This is a genomic window from Clostridia bacterium (assembly GCA_024653205.1).
Taxonomy (GTDB): Bacteria; Bacillota; DSM-521; order Neomoorellales; family SLTJ01; genus JANLFO01.
Genome location: JANLFO010000002.1, coordinates 167,403 through 183,247, shown reverse-complemented (window position 1 = coordinate 183,247; position 15,845 = coordinate 167,403). Strand labels below are relative to the sequence as shown.

The 15,845-nt window shown below is 64.7% G+C and carries 10 protein-coding genes, 2 tRNA genes and 1 riboswitch; of the genes, 2 read left to right on the top strand and 10 right to left on the bottom strand.

Features of this window, described 5'->3' with window-relative positions; genetic code table 11:
* Nucleotides 1–138: 138 nt before the first annotated feature.
* Nucleotides 139–214, top strand: a tRNA-Glu gene (locus NUV99_02020).
* 130 nt (nt 215–344) lie between these two features.
* On the opposite strand, the gene NUV99_02015 is transcribed toward NUV99_02020, so the two are convergent.
* The 8 genes from NUV99_02015 to NUV99_01980 form a co-directional block, all read right to left on the bottom strand.
* Nucleotides 345–2,384 carry a methyl-accepting chemotaxis protein gene (locus NUV99_02015; protein ID MCR4418907.1) on the bottom strand — a complete coding sequence of 680 codons (2,040 nt, stop codon included), beginning with the start codon at nt 2,382–2,384 and terminating at the stop codon, nt 345–347.
* Nucleotides 2,385–2,609: 225 nt separating this feature from the next.
* A riboswitch (cyclic di-GMP riboswitch) is annotated at nt 2,610–2,694 on the bottom strand.
* Between the two features lie 105 nt (nt 2,695–2,799).
* Entirely contained in the window at nt 2,800–4,152 is a 1,353-nt protein-coding gene (locus NUV99_02010) for a histone deacetylase (GenBank protein MCR4418906.1), read from the bottom strand.
* 2 nt (nt 4,153–4,154) lie between these two features.
* Complete coding sequence (locus NUV99_02005; protein ID MCR4418905.1) at nt 4,155–5,825, bottom strand: hydantoinase/oxoprolinase family protein; 1,671 nt, start codon at nt 5,823–5,825, stop codon at nt 4,155–4,157.
* Nucleotides 5,826–5,928: 103 nt separating this feature from the next.
* A tRNA-Gln gene (locus tag NUV99_02000) sits at nt 5,929–6,002 on the bottom strand.
* Nucleotides 6,003–6,224: 222 nt separating this feature from the next.
* Nucleotides 6,225–7,706, bottom strand: a complete 1,482-nt coding sequence (gene gltX, locus NUV99_01995) for a glutamate--tRNA ligase (protein ID MCR4418904.1) — start codon at nt 7,704–7,706, stop codon at nt 6,225–6,227.
* On the bottom strand, nt 7,694–8,560 hold the full coding sequence (locus tag NUV99_01990) for a TIM barrel protein (GenBank protein MCR4418903.1): 867 nt from the start codon (nt 8,558–8,560) through the stop codon (nt 7,694–7,696). The genes gltX and NUV99_01990 overlap by 13 nt, the downstream gene beginning before the upstream one ends.
* A 25-nt stretch (nt 8,561–8,585) precedes the next feature.
* Entirely contained in the window at nt 8,586–11,978 is a 3,393-nt protein-coding gene (locus NUV99_01985; protein MCR4418902.1) for a TSCPD domain-containing protein, read from the bottom strand.
* Nucleotides 11,917–12,348: a hypothetical protein gene (locus NUV99_01980; GenBank protein MCR4418901.1), complete on the bottom strand. Its 432-nt coding sequence runs from the start codon at nt 12,346–12,348 to the stop codon at nt 11,917–11,919. Before NUV99_01980 ends, NUV99_01985 begins: the two co-directional genes overlap by 62 nt.
* 132 nt (nt 12,349–12,480) lie before the next feature.
* Between NUV99_01980 and NUV99_01975 the strand changes: the two genes are divergently transcribed.
* On the top strand, nt 12,481–12,969 hold the full coding sequence (locus tag NUV99_01975; GenBank protein MCR4418900.1) for a DUF523 domain-containing protein: 489 nt from the start codon (nt 12,481–12,483) through the stop codon (nt 12,967–12,969).
* A gap of 61 nt (nt 12,970–13,030) precedes the next feature.
* Here NUV99_01975 and NUV99_01970 read toward each other — a convergent pair whose 3' ends face one another.
* Together NUV99_01970 and NUV99_01965 are read right to left on the bottom strand one after the other, a co-directional pair.
* Nucleotides 13,031–14,788 carry an ABC-ATPase domain-containing protein gene (locus tag NUV99_01970; protein ID MCR4418899.1) on the bottom strand — a complete coding sequence of 586 codons (1,758 nt, stop codon included), beginning with the start codon at nt 14,786–14,788 and terminating at the stop codon, nt 13,031–13,033.
* 76 nt (nt 14,789–14,864) lie between these two features.
* The gene (locus tag NUV99_01965; GenBank protein MCR4418898.1) at nt 14,865–15,821 is read right to left on the bottom strand and encodes a D-alanine--D-alanine ligase; all 957 of its coding nucleotides are present in this window, start codon (nt 15,819–15,821) and stop codon (nt 14,865–14,867) included.
* Between the last annotated feature and the right edge of the window lie 24 nt (nt 15,822–15,845).

The window sequence follows — 15,845 nt, the reverse complement described above, 5'->3', positions numbered from 1 at the left end:
CCCTAGTTTGGTCGGCGAGGTGACAGTACGAACGGGGAGCACCCGGTACCGCCAGTGGGAAAGTGGGGATAACTCAGCGGCCACCCCGGCTTGACGGCTGCGAGGGGCCGTGCTAGAATAAATGCGGTTCGATCGGGTGGCCCCATGGTCTAGTGGTTCAGGACGCCGCCCTCTCACGGCGGTAGCGGGGGTTCGACTCCCCCTGGGGCTACCAATTCTATCAAAACACCTGGCGCCTGCCGACACAAAATGAGCTGACACGGTCTGCAAATGCTGATCGGCTAGGCCCCGGAAGCCTAGCCGATCAGGTTTTGCTGGGATTGGGTATCGGCCGCAGCTGCGCCTTACACCTTAAACCGCTCCGCTTGCTCTTCCAGGCGCCTGGCCACCCTCATGATCTCCTGAGCGCCGGAGGCGATCTCCTCGGTGGAGGCGGAAAGCTCCTCGGCCGATGCGGAGATCTCCTGGGAGGAAGCCGCGGCCTCTTCCGCTACCGCGCTCACACTCTGCACCCGGTCCAGCACTGTGTCCTTGGCCTTTACGGTGGCGTCCACCTCGCGGTAGGTAGCCTCGATCATGGGCACTATGGCCGCCACCGCCTGCAGGATGTTGTCGAAGGCCTTGATGGTCTTCTCCGCCTTTTCCAGCTGCGAGGCCACCTGCTGCCCCGTGTCGTTTGAGGTTCTGACCACTTCCGAGGTTTCCGAGCCGATGCTGGTCAGCAGGTCCCTGATCTTGTCCGAGGAGGCCCGGGACTGCTCGGCGAGTTTCCGCACCTCGTCCGCCACCACGGCAAAGCCGCGGCCCGCCTCGCCGGCCCGTGCCGCCTCGATGGCCGCGTTGAGGGCCAGCAGGTTGGTCTGGTCGGCGATCCCGTTGATTACTTCCAGGATCTCGCCTATCTGGTTGACCGACCCGCTTAAGGCGGAGAGCCTTTCGGTTACGGTGTTGAACGATTCCCGCACTGCCCGGATGGAGTTGACCAGAAGGTCCAGTTCCTTCTTGCCCACGTCGGCAAGCTTTGAACTTTCCTCGCTGTTGGCCCTGACCTTCTCCAGCTCCGCGCGTACCCGCTCCAGGCTGGAAGCCATGTCTTCCGCCAGTCGCAATATGTCCTGCAGGTGCCCGGACTGGTCGGAAGCGCCTGCGGCCACCTGCTGGATGGCTTTGGCGACCTCGCCGCTGGAGGCGGCTATTTCCTCCGAGGCTGCGCCCAGGGTCTCCGAACTCTGGGCCAGGGTCTTGGCATCCTCCTTTATCCCTGAGAGAAGCGCCTTCATCCTGTTCTGCATTTCGTCCACCGCGCGGGCCATCTTCCCTACCTCGTCGCGGAGGCGCAGGTGCCGTTCCGGTACTGTTCGGGTAAAGTCGCCCTCGGCTATGACCCCCAGGTGGGCCGCGGCTGCGGTTATGCCGGCGGTCATGCTTCGCATGAAAAGAACGACCAGCATCACTGCGGCGAAGATCACTATCGCGCTGATCAGCAGCATCGAGCGCTTCAGTCCACCTGCCCGTGCCAGCACTTCGTCCCTGGGAGCGGTTACCGCCACCGACCAGCCCGTAGTGCCAATGGGAGCGTAGGCGCAAAGCTTGTCGACGCCTTCAAAGGTGTAGCTTCCCGCACCTTCCTCTCCGGCGATCATCTTCGAAATAACGCCTGCCAGTGAATCCAAGGATGGGTCGGACTTGGCTTGCTCCAGGTAGTTGGCCTGGGAAGTCACGCTCTCCACATCGCGGTGCGCGATCATCTTGCCCGCGCCGTCCACGGCAAAGGCGTACCCGGTCTGGGCGTAGGTTACGCTGCCTACCAGTTCGCTGAACTTAGCCCCGTCAACTATCCCGCTCAATATCCCTATGATTTCGTTGGTCTGATAGTGACGCACGGGTGCGTTGTAGGCAAAAATCACCGACCCATCGGCCTTGCTGATGATGGTGCTGGATACACAGCTCTTCCCGCTTATGGCGGTCTTGAAATAATCCCTGTCCGCTACCTGGACGGTTCCGCCGTTGCATATGTGGCCGTTGCCTTCGCGGTCAACGAGAGTAAATTCCTTGAACCCCAGCTCCTTTGCCGTCTCCAATTCCTCACGAAGCACCTGCAGTTTCTCCTCAAGCGTTGACTCTCGGTCGCCTAACTGGCCGCGGATCACGCTGCGGTTGGCAAGTGATTCCACGACGTACATACGGGCCTGCACGCGGCTGTCCTGGGTCTCGGCGACCTGCTTTGCCACCTTGAGCATGGCCTCTTTCGCCTCGGCCTCCAGAGCACTGCCGGCCTGGTCCTCGGCCATGTACCATAGCGCCACGCACCCGGCTATAAGGATCAACGCCACTACCATACTGATCTTGGTTCTGATACTGCTTCCCAATCCGATTATTTTCACTCTTGTCGTCGCCTGATTTTTCTCTAGGCGACCTATACCTCCTTCCCTGGGTTTGGACAGCAGAACGCATCTCCGCCGGTCCGAATACACCAACTCCGTAGCTACATCTCTCACCCCCTCCGGTCAAGATGTTCTGAGAAGGGGGCGCACGCCGAAGCGCGGGAAGGCCGCCCTCCGGGTGAAGGGCGGCCTGCCAAGAGAGATCACAACATGCCCGTTATCTTCCCCGGCAGCCCGGCTGCCATATCCCGGAGGACTTAGGCCCGCGGCTTTGCGCCCCCGTCTTTCGGCGGGTTTGCCCTTAGCGGTTGGCGTGATCGATTTCCAGCCCTGTTCGATTATAGTCCTCGGAACCCACAGCGCCTTTCTTGATCGGACTGTGGTTGCCGACCGCCCGTGCACTCCCCCTCCCCGTTCAGCAGGGCGTCTCTACCCCGGTCCGGGCATCAAAGCAGAGATAGGTATCCCGGGGTTTGTCCTGCAGGTAAAGGTAGCGGTGCGCGCCCGGGCTGGAAACGGCACGATCGTACTCCTCCCGTGCCTCGTCCTGGCAGCGCGGGCAGGCCTGCCAGGGTATGGACACCGCGTATATCGCCACCTCTTCCCGGCCGGGCCGCCGGGCCCGGGAAGAAAGCAGCGTGTACCCCGGGCAGCCCGAACAATGCCGCACCCTCTCCTCCTGGTATTCGCGTATCTGGTCCGTATCGTAGTATATGGAGCGGCTGCGGCGGTAGAAGTCGCCTTCCCGCCTGAAGCTGCCGTCCATAATGCTGCCACGGCGGCGCCACAGGCTCCAAAGGCGCTCCACCAGCTCCTTCAGGTAGGGCCGGATGCCGGCCGGCTCGCTCAGCCCGCCTCGCGGATAGTCCGGCTCCCGGACCCAGGAATAGTCCAGACCGGCCATGGCCAGGATTATGCCCAGATTGACATAAGGTAGGGCAGTCTCAATGGCATACCCGCCTTCCAGCACCGCCAGGTGGGGCTTCAGCTTCTCGTTCAGGCGGGCGTAGCCCTGGGCAGAAAAGGCCATGTTGGCCAGGGGGTCGGTGTAGTGGTTATCCTGGCCGGCCGAGTTGATTACCAGTTCCGGCGAGAATTCCTCCAGCACCGGGAGGATGAACTCGTCCAGCACGAAGTGAATGCCCTCGTCGGTGGTGCCCGGCGGTAACGGCACGTTGAGGGTGTAACCGCCGGCGGCCGGTCCCCCCACCTCTTCGGGAAAGCCCGACCCGGGATAAAGGGTGCGGCCGTCCTGGTGAAAGGAAATGTAGAGCACGTCGGGATCGTTGTAGTAGATGTCCTGGGTGCCGTCGCCGTGGTGCACGTCGGTATCCACGATGGCCAGGCGCCGGAAGCCGTAGTGGCGACGCAGGTACTCCACCATGATGGCTTCGTTGTTGATGTTGCAAAAGCCCCGGTTTCCGTGTGCCACCCGCATGGCATGATGCCCGGGCGGTCTTACCAGCGCAAAACCCCGATCGATTTCGCCCTGGCACAGGGCCCGGGCCAGCACCAGGGTGGCGCCGGCGGCAATCAGGTGCGCCTCCGTAGCCTGGGCGGACACGTCCGGAACGCAAAAGTGCGCCCGAGCGACGTCCTTGGGCGAGGCGGGCTCGGCCTTGTACTCCCGGATCTGGGGAAAGTCCAGCACGCCCTCCTCAAAAAGCTGATCCTTGGTATACAGAAGCCTTTCTTCTCTCTCCGGATGGGTGGGAGAAATGGCCCAGTCGAAGGCCGGGAAGAAAACCAGTCCCATATTGGTCCCCATGGTTATTCCTCCGCCAGCTCCTGCACCAGCCCGGGTGCAAGCTGCATTACCACGCTGTATATCCTGCCGGTAGTGTGCCAGCCCCGTACCAGGTTAAATCCCTCGGCGTAAAGCACTTCCGGCTCCCCCTCGTTCACTCCCATGCGGGCGGCCTCGGAGTCCAGATGCTCCCGGGCCAGCGAGCACGCGTCCTCCAGGCTGAGGCGGTCGGTTTGAGGCAGCTTCGAGTAAACCCCGGTCTCCTCCACGCTGTAAAAGCCGCGCTCGGTGTCCGCGTGGAGGGTGATGTAAACCGTGGGCCTGGCCAGGGCGGCGCCGATGGCGTTGGCCGAGGCGGCATGCTGCGGCACCAACGCCCGGCAGCCCATCTCTTGTGCCAGTTGGGGCACCAGTGCCGGGGCCGCCGCGCCCAGTCCCACCACCTTATTCGGCCGCCCCTTTCGTCCGCGCACGATCTCCCATATCCGGTAGGCGGGCTCCTCCTCCCAGGACCGAAACATTTCCTCTACCGCCGCCTGCAGGCCGGTTACCGCCTCCTCCAGTACCTGCCCGGCCACCTGTTCCGGAGAAACCCCCGTGGACTTTGCCAGTTCGGCCATGGCCGCCCGGGCCCGGCCGCCGTCTCCGAGATCAGTAAGGCCGAGGCAACGCATGGCATCCGTGAGGGTGGGGGCCGGCCCGCCCAAACAGCAGGCCGGGCCGAACCGTTCCGGCCCTATTTGCAGGCGCCCCTCCCGGATCCGGACCGCCGAATCCCCTCCCAGGGGAACGGAACGCACGGCCAGGGAGCGCACCTGGGTGTAGTAATCCTCTATCCTGATGCCCTTGCTCGCCAGCAGGGGGTGACCGTCCAGGATGAGCGCCAGGTCGGTGGTTGTCCCCCCAATGTCCAGTACCACCGCGTCTTCCCCAGGACCGGTCAGGGCCAGCCCGCCCAAGGCACTGGCCGCCGGGCCGGAAAACACGCTCTCCAGCGGCCGGGACCGGGCCATTTCCAGGGGCAGGGCCCCCCCGTCAGCCTTCAGCAGGAAGGCGGGAGCCTCCAGCTTGCGTTCCTGCAGGGCCCGGGATACCTGATCCAGGAAGGATTGGTGCCGGGAACGCACGGCCAGCGTGAGGCGGGTGGTGGCCGCCCGGCGGGGAAAGTTCAGCCTTCCCGCTGCCTTATGGCCCACCTCTACCTCCAGTTCGGGAAGATGCTGAGCCGCGAGGCGGGCAACCGCCAGCTCGTGCGCCGGGTTGCGCGGCGAAAACTTCCCCACCACCGCCACCTTGGCAATGCCGGCTTCCGCCAACTCCCGCAGGGCCTTCAGGGCGGCATCCTCGTCCAGGCCCACTATTTCCCGGCCCCGGTAGTCGATGGCTCCGGGGAGGTAGCGCAAGGGCGGGCGGAAACCGTATAGTTCCGGATTGACCCCCGGTCCGGGCAAGAGCAACAATCCTACCGGCTCCAGTTGTTCCTGGGCCAGGAGGTTGGTCACGAGAGTGGTACTGAAGACTATCCGGCGAATCCTGGAGGGATTGGCGTGGTAAAGGACTTCGTCCAGAACGCCGAGAAGACTCGCGAGAAGCTCGTCGGGCCGGGTAGGCACCTTTACGGTGTAGGCTATTCGGCCGTCGGCAATCAGGGCTCCGTCGGTGTAGGTTCCCCCGACGTCAATGCCTATGAGCATTTTTGCTTTTCACCCTGCCGTATGCGGAGTAGAGCGGCTTGCGTCGGCGCAGAGCAGGCGAGCGCAGCGCCGGTCGGCCGCGGTGCCGTGCCGGAAAGAAAAATGGCTGCGGGACTAGGATTCGAACCTAGGCTACGTGGTCCAGAGCCACGCGTGCTACCGCTACACCATCCCGCAGCAGTGCCAGGCCTATTATAGCAGATCCCCTGCGAAACCGTCAATCTTTAGTGCGGCGGAGGCGCCATCCGTGGCGCCCTGCCGCTTCGGCCATCCGCAGCCTCCGGCCCGCCCCTGCCCTCGCTCTCACCCAGTTGGGTACCCGGCACGCTTTAGGTACTCGGGTAAGACCAGCACTGCCCTCTAAAAGGCGGGGATCAGCCGGTTCGAAGCCCCCCTGCACTAGCTCACGCTTTGTGGTAGAGAGCGAACATATTCCACGGCCCGCTGTACTCGCTCCAGCGTAGCCGCCTTGCCCAGTGCGGCCACGATGTCGAACAGGCCCGGGCCCATCGTCCGCCCGGTGAGCGCGAGGCGCAGGCAGTGAATTATCGCCGCCGCCTTGACACCCAGTTCGTCTGCCAGGCTGCGGCAGGCATGCTCCACGCTTTCGGCGTCGAACCTCTCCAGTTCGGCCAGCCGCTCGCCCACCCTGGTCAGGAGATCTGCCCGCCCCGGGACCGCAAAGTGCTTGGCCACCCCCTGCGGCTCGTAGGTAAAGTCCGAGCGGAAGAAGTAGGTGCCGGCCTCGGCCACCTCCTTGAGGGTCTTCACCCGGTCCCGAACCAGGCCTACCACCTCGCGCACCCGCTCCCATTCCTTTTGCTCGTTCCCCGGTGCCACCAGTCCCATTTCCACGAAGAAGGGCAGGGCCAGACGCGCCACCCGATCCAGATCGGCGCGGGTAAGGTAGTGGCCGTTCATCCAGGCGATCTTTTTCTGATCGTATATGGCCGGGTTCTTGGAGACCCTTTCCAGCGAGAAGCGGTCGATCATTTCCTGCGAGGTCAGAAACTCCTCCTCCCCGCCCGGCGACCAGCCCAGCAGCGCCAGGTAGTTCACCAGGGCCTCGGGCAGGAAGCCCTCTTCGCGGTATTCCTCTACCGAAGTGGCGCCGTGCCGCTTGCTCAGCTTGCTGCGGTCGGGAGCCAGGATCATGGGCACGTGGGCAAACTCCGGGAGGGGGTAACCCAGGGCCTCATATACCAGCACCTGCTTGGGGGTATTGGAAAGGTGTTCCTCGGCCCGGATGACGTGGGTGATCGCCATCTGGTGGTCGTCCACCACGCAGGCGAAGTTGTAGGTAGGATAGCCGTTGCTCTTAACGATGACCAGGTCTTCCAGCACCTCGGGCTGGAAGACAACCTCGCCCCTTACCCGGTCGTGCAGCACTACCGGCTCCCGCCGGTCGGCCTTCAGCCTTATTGCCGGCCTCCTACCCTGCGCCTCCAGCTCGAGCTGCTTCGCCCGGCTCAGGCGGGCGCAGCGGCCGTCGTAGGTGGTAGGGCGGCCCTGGCGGCGGGCCTCCTCCCTCTGGGCGGCCAGCTCCTCCGGGGTGCAGTAGCACCTGTAGGCCCGACCCTCATCCAGCAGTTTCTCGGCCGCCTCCCGGTAGAGGGCCAGCCTCTCCGTCTGCCGGTAGGGGCCGTAGGGACCGCCGACATCCGGCCCCTCGTCCCAATCCAGGCCCAGCCAGCGCAGGGAGGAAAGTATCTGCTCCAGGGCCGATTCCGAGGAGCGGTCGGTATCGGTGTCATCGATGCGCAATACAAAGGCTCCGCCGTGATGGCGGGCAAAAAGCCAGTTAAAAAGCGCCGTCCGGGCGCCTCCCACGTGAAGACTTCCGGTGGGACTGGGAGCAAAACGAACCCTCACCGGGGACAATTTCCCTTACCTCCTTCTGCTATTCGGCGCCACGCTTCCTGGTAGGCCAGCGCGTCCTCCGCCTGGCGGTCGGCAGATTCGCAGATCAAGGTGCCGTCCGCTCCGGCGGCACAAAGGGCCCTGGCCAGGGGCACGAAGTCCGGACCCAGACCGGGGTCCAGGAGATTGCCGTGTCGCCTCTCACCCGCCCGGGTAAACTCGATGGGGCTGAAGTGCAGGTGCAGGTCGTGCAGGACCTGTGCTCCCAGGCTCTCGGCCACCGCTTCCAGGACGCGGGCGAAATCCTCCTCGCTGGCCGGCCGCCCCCCGTCCCGGGCATAGAGGTGAGCGAAGTCCAGGGTGGGTACAACCCGGGTCCGCCCCCGGCAGAGGGCCAGAACCTCCGCCAGGGAGCCCAGTTGGCCGGCCTTGCCGGTGGTCTCGGGGGCCAGGAGTACGCCGTCAAACTCCGGCCGATCTATTTCTGCCACGACCTCCTCCAGCAGGCGTTGGGCCAGTTCCAGAGAGCGCCTGCGGTCCGTCCCTGCTGCGCCGGGGTGGAACACCACCTTGGTCGCTCCCATCCAGGCGGCCGCCTCCACCGCCCGCAGCAGGTGCCGGCGGGTATTCTCCCTGCCGGGGCCTTCGGCGGCCAGGTTGATGTAGTAGGGAGCGTGCAGACTCAGGGCCAGGCCGTAGCGTCCTGCCTCCCGGCCCAGAGCCCGGGCGGTGTCTTCCTTTATGTTTACCCCGCGGCCGCACTGGTACTCGAAAGCCTCCAGGCCCAGCCGGTGCAGCCAGGCCGGAACCTCAAGACTGCTCTTGCCTCCCTGAGCGTAAAAAAGGGGAGAAGCTCCGGCAGGACCGAACCGCAACCGCCCCTCACCTCGCCCGCCAGGATTACTCGCAGCGACTGAACCCGCAGCGGCAAACGAGGCAGCCCTCGCTGTACTGCAACCGCGCACCGCACTCCGGGCAGATGCCGCGACGAATGAGTTCCAGTTCGTCCACCGGGGCCGGCCGGCAGCCGTTATCCGGGTCCTCGGCGGCCACGACGGTTTCTTCCAGCGCCTCCCGCAGCGCCTGTTCCAGCTTCTCCCCCCCGGTACGCGCCAGTTCGTGGGCCAGAATGCGGCCGATGATGTCCGGACAGGACTTGCCCACCAGGCCGGGGTCTTTGGCCCGGCGCCGGAGAAAGTTGGGGCAACTGACCGAGGTGAGCTGGTCGATAATGGCCTCCGGGGCGATGTTGGCCCGCAGGGCCAGGGAAACCAGCCGGCTCACCCCTTCGGCGAATCCCTGACACCCTCCGGTAGAGCCGGTGGTGATGAAAGTCTCGATTATGCCCTCCTGATCGAAGTTGACCGTAATGTACATCTTCCCGCATCCGGTCTTGACCTGCTCGGTTACGCCGAGGGTGCGCTTGGGCCGGGGGCGAGGATAGGTCTTCTTCCCGCCTGGTTTGGCTTCGCCCTGGCCCCGCACCAGCACTTCCTCTTCGCGGCTGCCCGAGCGGTATACGGTTACGCCCTTGCAGCCCAGCCGGTAGGCCAGGAGGAACACTTCTTCTACGTCCTTCTGGGTGGCGGTGTAGGGGAAATTAACCGTCTTGCTCACGGCGTTGTCCGTATACTCCTGGAAGGCCGCCTGCATGCGGATATGCCATACCGGCGCTATTTCCAGGGCGGTTACGAATACCCGGCGCACGTCCGGCGGAATATCCCCGATGTGCTGACAGGAGCCGGTCCGCGCCACCTCTCGGAAGATGCTTTCCGCCTTGGCCGGCTCGAACGCACCGCGCACGTACTCTTCGAATACCGGATTGATCTCCAGCAGCTGCTCACCTTCCAGCACATTCTTGGTGTAGACCAGGGAGAATACCGGCTCTATTCCCGAGGTGGTGCCGGCGATCATGCTGATGGTGCCGGTGGGTGCGATGGTGGTGCAGGTGGCGTTGCGCCTCCTCTGGCCCCGGTAGATGCTTCGTTCCAGGTTGGGAAAGTCCCCCCGCTCTTCGGCCAGTTGACGTGAGGTTGTCACCGCTACCTCCTGTATATACCCCATTACCTTGCGGGCAAGTTCCACCGCCTGCTCGCTGTCGTAGGGCACGCCCAAACGGAAGAGCATGTCCGCCCATCCCATTACGCCCAGCCCTATCTTGCGGTTGCCCCGGGCCAGTTGCTCGATGGTCGGGAGAGGGTAGCGGTTGACCTCGATGACGTTGTCCAGGAACCGCACCGACCAGGCTACCACCTCTTTGAGTCGATCCCACACGATGCGCCCGTCTTCCACCATCTGGGCCAGATTCACCGAGCCCAGGTTGCAGGCCTCGTAGGGCAGAAGCGGCTGCTCCCCGCAGTTGTGGGCATAGATTCCATTGGCGTCGAAAGCGTTGACGCCGGGGATTCGGACATCGTATACTTCCTCTACTCCCTCCTCCTCCACGGATAAGACCGTAGCCAGGAACTTTTCCCGGTTCATTTTGCGCCGGTAGGCACCGAGAAGCCGGGTGAGTTTCTCCGCCTTTTCCCGGTCGCCAAAGCCGATGCGTGCCGCAAAGGCAGCCAGGTTATCCCCTGAGATAACCAGTTCATGCTGGGCCTTTGCGTCATAATCGCGCTTGCCTCCCTTGCCATCCGGCATGGGTCTTGCGCCGACCGGACGTCGTTCCTCATATACGGTGCTCACAATCCCCAGGCGAAGGAGCATACGCTGGACGGCCTTGAGAAGCTCAAGGTTGCTTTGAGCAAGACGAATACTAGCGCCTTTTTCCTGACTTCCCTGCACCGAGCCGTCGCTGTCGAAGAGGCCACGCAAGAAACCCCGGTAACCCTCGGATGAGGCGCGTTCTATTTCCCGGGTAACCGTCTTCTTGCCCGGGCGCAGGCCCATGCGCTCGGCCAGCGTCTTCAGAGGCGCGGATTTAAGGCGGAATTCACTGCGCCCGGAAATCGGAAACCAGCCGCGAAAGCCGGAACGGTGAGGCAGGTTCACAGCATAGCTCAAGGCCAGTTCCATAATTGAGCCCGCGCCACTCTCTGAGGTCAAGCCGGGCACTGCCTGTTCTCTTGCCCAAACCGAAAGAACGGCGGTGTCCTCTTTCAGTACCCCGTCCCCCACCAGGAGGCCGAGTAGGTACCCTTCGCCCTCGGTAAGTTCGCCGGGCCAGCCCGCCAGGGACCGGTGGTTATGCAGGAGTATCTGGTCGCCGGGCTTCAGCTCCTTGACCGGTACCCACTCGTAACTGATACGGTAGCGGGTGCGGTCAACTACGCGCAAGAGCCGGTGGTCTGAGGTCAGGCGCAGGCTATAACCTTCCCGGGTACGTAGCCTCACGACCGGTTTTACCGCCGTGCGGAAAAAGCCTTCCCTGCCCGAGCGGTAAGCTGCCCCATTAACCACCGCCTCAAAGGGACGGCCCACCAGCTCGCACACCTGGCGGGGGCCTTCACTGGTGGTTACCCACGTATCCCCGGTCACGCAGGGGTTGGTGGCCTCGATCTCGCCCAGTTCGGGGGTGGGGTTGCCCTCGTTCAGCCGGTCCAGGAACACTATGCCCGGCTCGCCGTTGGCCCAGGCATGCTCAACGATGAGGTCGAACACCTCACGGGCTTTCAGCCGGTCGTATACCCGCCCGTTGAACTTGAGCTCGTAGTAGTCGTCGTTTTCCAGCGCCTGCATGAATTCCCCGGTGAGGGCAACCGAGATGTTAAAGTTGGTCAGTTCCCGGTTATCCCGCTTGCTTCGAATGAACTCCAGAACGTCCGGGTGGTCCACCCGCAGCATGCCCATGTTGGCACCGCGGCGCGTGCCCCCCTGCTTTATGGCCTCGGTGGCGGCGTTGAAGACCTTCATGAAGGAAACCGGGCCCGATGCCACCCCGCCGGTGCTGCGCACCGGGCTGTTCTTGGGGCGCAGCCGGGAGAAGCTGAAGCCCGTGCCGCCGCCGGACTTATGTATGAGGGCGGCGTCCTTGAGCGCGGTAAAAATCTCTTCCATGCTATCCCCTACCGGGAGGACAAAGCAGGCGGAAAGCTGCCCCAGTTCCCTACCGGCGTTCATGAGGGTGGGGCTGTTGGGCAGGAAGTCGAGTTCGGTCATCAGCGTGTAGAACTTGTCTTCGATCGCGGCCAGTTCTGCTTCGCCAATGTCCGGCCGGAATATGCGCTCGGCGGCCGCCACCGCCCGGGCTACCCTCCGGAACATCTCCTCGGGCGTTTCCACCAGCCGGTTATTCTCTCTCCTTAAGTAGCGCTTCTCCAATATAGTAAGTGCGTTGGGCGTAAGCTTCATACCTGCTCGTCCTCCTCGCCTTTACCGCCATTCCCGCCACTCTCACCGCAGCCGCCATCGCCAGGACAGCGAGACCCGCCCGCAACAACGAGTCTGCCCAATCCGGGCCTGAACCCCACCCTATCCCGGCTGCGGCCAGTTCTCCCGCCGCCGCCAGGCCCATTGCCGCCAGGGCTACCCGCTCGGCCGGGTAGGAAAAGCGGATCCCGCGTGCCTTCGCCTGCGCCACCGAGCAGCCGGCAAAGACCGCTACCACCCAGCCCACGGTTCCCAGCACCCGTTCTCCTTGCGGCCAATAGGGAAGAACTGCCGCTTCCCCCGCCGCCCAACCTATGGCTATAATAAGCATGGTGATCAGTCCGGCACGCACGGGGCGTGGTCTTCGCTGACTGGAAAATAACGTCATATCCGGTCACCTTTGGTCAATAATTGGATGCTGCCCCGCCCTTGTGCACAAGCTTTTCCACTTTTCCACAGTCAAGAACCAAGCGAGGGCAAAATCGTGACTACACTGATCGTCAGCGCCTGCCTGCTGGGCTACCCCTGCCGCTACGACGGTCGCGCCCGCCCCTCCCCGGAAGTGCGGGCCCTGGCGGAAACTGCAGGTTTGCGCTGTCTTCCCCTATGCCCCGAGCTGCTCGCCCGTCTGCCCGTGCCGAGGCCTCCGGCCGAAATAGCCGGGGGCGACGGGCACCAGGTGCTGGACGGCTGCGCCCGGGTGGTCAACGCCGCCGGCCAGGATCTGACCGGCGCCTTTCTCACTGCGGCCGACCGCACTCTGCGGATGGTCCGCATCTTCAGACCCGGCGCGGCGATAATGAAGGAGCGCAGCCCTTCCTGCGGCAAGACCTGCGTCTACGACGGCACCTTCCGCGGCATTCTCCGCCCCGGGCCGGGCGTTACCACCGCCGCCCTGCTGCGCCGGGGCGTGCCGGTGTTCACCGAGGAGGAAATCCCCGCCCTAAGGGAGCAACTGGCCCTCTGGCGTTAGGCCTGTCGGCCGCGCTCCGACCTCGCCCCTGCGCCTCCCGGCGTCCGCCGGCCACCCCTAACTATTCGCCACCGGCCGCCTCCTTCCTTCTCCCCTCCCCGTCCGCGACCGCCACCCGCAGCGAGCGGAGCCGGTTCACGGCTGCGGCCAGTTCGAAGGGCCGGGGCCGGGCCAGGTCACCCGGAGGGCCGTTCCGGCGAGAGGAGAGCACCTCCAGGCCGTACCGGTCCACGTCCGCCATTACCCGGGCCACGGCCTGGGCCAGGGTGAGCCGGCCGGCGTATTTCTGCGCGAGATAAAGCATGGCGGCGGCGATGGCCCGCGTCTGGGCGGGGTCCACCAGTTGCTCCACGTACTGGAGGAGCACGGTCTCCTCTCCGAAACGGATGCTGTGCAGACCCTTGGCCTCTACCTTTACCTTTCCGTGGCGCAGGGGATGGAAGCCTTCCGGCAGAGGGATTCGCGCCGGCACCGAGCCGAAGCCGGCCCCGCCTTCGGGCTGTCGTCGGGTCGGATATTCCCGCACGACTTCTCTTGCCCGTGCGGTGACGTCCCGAGGCCGGTATTCGTCCATCATGATTACGGTATCGGCCACGTCCAGGTAGTCTCCGGAGCCCCCGACGACCAGGATGCTGGAAACGCCCCGTTCCCGGTATAGCTGGCGCACCTTGTCCAGGAAAGGAGTGATCGGCTCCTTCTCTTTGACCACCAGCCGCTGCATGCGCTCGTCCCGGATCATGAAGTTGGTGGCGCTGGTGTCCTCGTCGATGAGCAGGAGTTTCGCCCCCAGTTCCAGAGCCTCCATGATGTTGGCCGCCTGCGAGGTGCTGCCGCTGGCTTCTTCGGTGCTGAAGCGCCGGGTGTCCTGCCCGAAGGGGAGGTTGCGGATGAAGGGGCTGATGTCCACCTTCTCCACCCGCCGGCCGTCCTCGGCGCGGATCTTTACCGCCTCGGCCACGGTAACGACCCACTCGCGGCCGTCGCCGGGAATGTGGTTATAGACGCCCCTTTCCAGGGCGCGGAGCAGGGTAGACTTGCCGTGGTAGCCGCCACCCACGATCAGGGTGACTCCCGCCGGGATTCCCATGCCCCGCACCCGGCCGTGGTTGGGCGTTTGGAACTCCACCGTCAGGCCGGGCGGGGGCGCGAAGGGCACCGCCTTCTCCCGCGGCATGGGGGCATCGCTGATACCCGACCGCCGGGGGAGAACAGCCCCCTCGCCCACGAAGGCCACCAGGCCCAGGTGGGGCAACTCGCGGCGGATGTACTCCTGGTCCTCGTAGAGCGCCACGTGTTCGGCCAGGGCCTGGCCGTCGAGGGCAGAATACAGGAGCGAGCCCCGCACTATAGCCGGAAGCTCCTCGAAAAACATGGCCCTGGCCTCGCGGGCCAGAACCGTGCGCCCGGCCGCAGGAAGACCCAGGAAAAGCCTCGCCTCAAGCCATTCCTCGTCTATGGCCACCGCCGTCCGTTCCAGGACCTCCTGCCCGCCCTCGTCTATGGCTATGAGCCCGCTGTGTCCCGTACCCCGGTGCCCTTTGGCCAGCTTCCTGATTGCCGCGGCGACCTGCCGGGCCAGGAAATCCGCAGTGGCAACCCTCCGCTCCCGGCCGTCCAGCAGGTGGGGTGGCAGCCGGTGCTTGTCCCTGCCCAGCCTCACCCGCACCCGGGAAGGGCCGGCAAAGGGGTCGCCCTGAACGTGGTCGATGAAAAGCTCGAAATCCGGAAAGGCGTAGGCCCCGGCCAGACTCTGGTAGGCCTTGTAGGCCCGCCCGTCTATGGCCCCCAGCCTTTCCGACAAGCGCTCCGCTCCTTGCAAGGCAACTCCTCCCGGTCTAAGGCGGCCTCCGGAGCCGGGGCCGCCTCCAAACCTAGTTTTCCCGGCCCCGCCTTGATTATCTTTGCGCTCTTCTTTCCAGGGCCAGCTCCACCAACTCGGCCACCAGATCGGGAAATTCAATTCCCGCCGCCCGGGCGGAGTCCGGCACCAGGCTGGTCTCCGTAAACCCGGGCACGGTGTTAACCTCCAGGATCATGGGCCGGCCGGTTTCATCGAGCTTGAAATCTATGCGGGCGCACCCGGCGCAGCCCAGGAGCCGGTAGGCGGCCAGGGCCAGTTCCTCTACCTCCCTCTGCAGCGCGGGCTCCACCCGGGGGGGGATGATGTGCCGGCTCCCGCCCGGCGTGTACTTGGCCTCGTAGTCGTAGCACCCCTTGGCCGGCAGGATCTCGATTAGAGGCAGCACGCGCGGCTGCCGGTTGCCGAGCACCGGTGCGGTGAGTTCCACCCCCGGCAGGTGTTTCTCCACCAGCACCTCGGGGCCCTCGGCCAGGCCGTGGAGCAGGGCCGTCGCGGTTTCTTCAACCGTGCCCGCCCAGTACACCCCGATGCTCGAGCCCCCCTCGGGTACCTTCACCACCAGGCGACCCCTGAATTGTACCAGCAGTTCGGCCGCCAGTTCCGCTACCCGTCCCGGCTCCAGTTCATCCGCGCGAACTACCCGGAAGGCGGCCGTAGGCAGGCCGGCCTGCAGCAGCACGCGCTTGGTCATGATCTTGTCCATGGCCAGGGCGCTGGCCAGCACCCCGGAACCGGTGTAGGGAAGGTCCAAGAGCTCGAGCAGCCCCTGCACGGTTCCGTCTTCGCCGAAGCGGCCGTGAAGGGCGATGAAGACCACGTCCGGCCGGTCTTGCAGCAACTCCCTTATGAAGTCTCCCCCGGCGTCTATCTTCCAGGCCGTGTAGCCCTTCTGCAGCAGGGCCCGGTAGACCGCCTCCCCGCTGCGCAGGGAGACCTCGCGCTCGGAGGAGCGTCCTCCCAGCAGTACCGCCACCCGCAAACCGTTTCCCACGCTTCGCGCCCTCCCCAGATCATT

Excerpts from the sequence above, each read along its gene's own strand:
- NUV99_01985 (MCR4418902.1), bottom strand. The coding sequence starts at position 11,978 with ATGAAGCTTACGCCCAACGCACTTACTATATTGGAGAAGCGCTACTTA.
- NUV99_02010 (MCR4418906.1), bottom strand. The coding sequence starts at position 4,152 with ATGGGGACCAATATGGGACTGGTTTTCTTCCCGGCCTTCGACTGGGCC.
- NUV99_02005 (MCR4418905.1), bottom strand. The coding sequence starts at position 5,825 with ATGCTCATAGGCATTGACGTCGGGGGAACCTACACCGACGGAGCCCTG.